A 2,135-nucleotide genomic window follows, 5' to 3' on the forward strand; every position below is an offset into this window, starting at 1 on the left:
TCGGACTCCGTCCTCCGGGGTCCCGTCTAGTCTGTTCATCCCGCAGGAGTCTCCCTGTTTTCCATCCCTCCCTGCTTGATTTATGGGTAACGTACCCTTACGTAAAAAAATTCCGTCTTCAAAGTGAACGGTGAGTAAACATTCTTATATCAATACTTGAAGAGCATTTCATCCATATAAGATCCCTGTTCCGTCCCTCATTTTTCGAAAGGAGGTCGGGGAAATGGCGAGACTCCTGTGGGATCAGAGGACAGGGTGAGACCCCGGAAGGCGCAGCGAGGCCACTGAAAAACTTAGCTATTCTAAAAAATCGAACAGTGTATGTCCATATGAAGGCGTCTAAAAGAAGGTTAGCACCTAAATGTAGTGGGTGACCTTGTGTGAATTTTATCTGTAAGCACTTTTTCAATGGCCTCGGCGCAGCCTGAGGAGGCTCACCGTACGCCCACGGAAAGCGAGCTATTTCTCCGACCTCCTTCACCATATACCGGCGACGGAATCGACACATATCTCGAAATCGAGTCTTCAACAATCCTGCACGATTGTTTAATAGCCTTTTTGTCCATCCTGTTTTTAAAATATAGATGTTGTCAAAAAAATAGATGGCATCATTACGATGCCATCTATTTTAACATAGGTTGACCTGATAGTCGTTCGGTTTATAGGTGCTTAAGCGTTTCATGGTAATGCTTACTAAACTGCTTCAAAATCGTCCTGCGAGTTACAATTCCATCAAATTCCCCGTCCTCATTCGTTACGCAGACAAACGGAAAATCAATCAACTTATGCAACGCATCAATCATATTGTCATCCAAATTTAAGCAAGGAACATCGGTGTCCATAATTTCATTGACCTGGATATCAGATAGACGATTCAATTCAAAGTCTTCAATACCTAACGTTTCTTCTAAAATCTTCGTTTTACTAATGACCCCTTGGAATTTATAAGTCGGATCTAAAACGGGCACAGCCGAGTATCCAGACTTGACAAGGACAAGCAAAGCATGTTCCAAAGGGTTTCCCATTTGTACGTGGGCTACTTTTTCTGAAGGTATCATCAATTCCGATACCTCGGGCAGCTCCAATTCGAGTCTTTCTTTTTCTAAACTTACCATTGTAATCATTCACTCCTTTATATCGAGCAACTGAAGGAGCAGTTAGAGACGCTCATGTGAACCATGAATAGTTTAACATAAATCGAAACAAATCTCGACCAGCAAATTCCGACATACCTCTCCTAGCAAACTCTTCAAGCTCTTTTCTTTACCCCGATTACCCAGTTGGATAAACCTGTAAAATACGGTTGCCCTTTAATAACGATTCATAAGAGCGTATAATAATAATTAATTCAATGATATTGGGGCTGAAAAAGAATAATGATGACTCACACTTTCTCCAAACGTGAAGAAATCGCTAATGCTATTACACACGGTATCGGTGCGATTCTAAGCGTAGCTATGCTTGTGCTTTTGATTATTTTTGCTAGTATTGGCGGGAATGCCTGGCATATTGTTTCCGTTTCTATTTACGGAGTAACTATGCTTCTTCTCTATGTATCTTCGACCTTAGTCCATAGTTTCCCACCAGGAAAAGCGAAAGATCTCTTTGAAATCTTTGACCACTCTGCGATTTATCTTTTCATAGCTGGGACCTATACACCCATTCTACTTGTTCCACTACGTGGTGCGCTTGGATGGACATTGTTCGGTATCGTCTGGGGAATGGCGATCTCAGGTATCATTTTCAAAGTCTTTTTTGTGAAAAAGTTTGTTGTCTTATCCACAATCTTTTATGTGCTGATGGGATGGCAGATAATTCTTGCCTGGGGACCACTTACTGCTGAGGTACCTGCGGCCGGAATCACTTATTTAGTCGTTGGAGGCGCTATGTACTCGATCGGAGCCATTTTTTACGTATGGCGAAGCTTTACTTATCATCACATGGTCTGGCACTTGTTCGTACTTGGAGGATCGATTTTCCATTTCTTTACGATTTTCTTTTACATTATATAAGCAAGAAATAAACCGCTCAGAAATAAATCTGAGCGGTTTATTTCTGTATTATGCTCCTACACCCTTCTACCACAAGCCGTGGACCGAAAACTCTCCCATTCCAACCACGAAGTATCTAACAAA

At 41.8% G+C, this 2,135-nt stretch carries 2 protein-coding genes; one reads left to right on the forward strand and one right to left on the reverse strand.

Annotation, left to right across the window (positions count from 1 at the left end; translation table 11 throughout):
- Positions 1-659 precede the first annotated feature (659 nt).
- On the reverse strand, positions 660-1,115 hold the full coding sequence (gene cbpB / locus LD39_RS15145; RefSeq protein ID WP_035549002.1) for a cyclic-di-AMP-binding protein CbpB: 456 nt from the start codon (positions 1,113-1,115) through the stop codon (positions 660-662).
- A gap of 261 nt (positions 1,116-1,376) precedes the next feature.
- On the opposite strand from cbpB, the gene LD39_RS15150 reads away from it, so the two are divergent.
- Positions 1,377-2,012, forward strand: a complete 636-nt coding sequence (locus LD39_RS15150) for a hemolysin III family protein (protein ID WP_035549005.1) — start codon at positions 1,377-1,379, stop codon at positions 2,010-2,012.
- Positions 2,013-2,135: the final 123 nt, after the last annotated feature.

This window comes from Halobacillus sp. BBL2006, from assembly GCF_000786645.1.
Lineage (GTDB): Bacteria > Bacillota > Bacilli > Bacillales > Halobacillaceae > Halobacillus.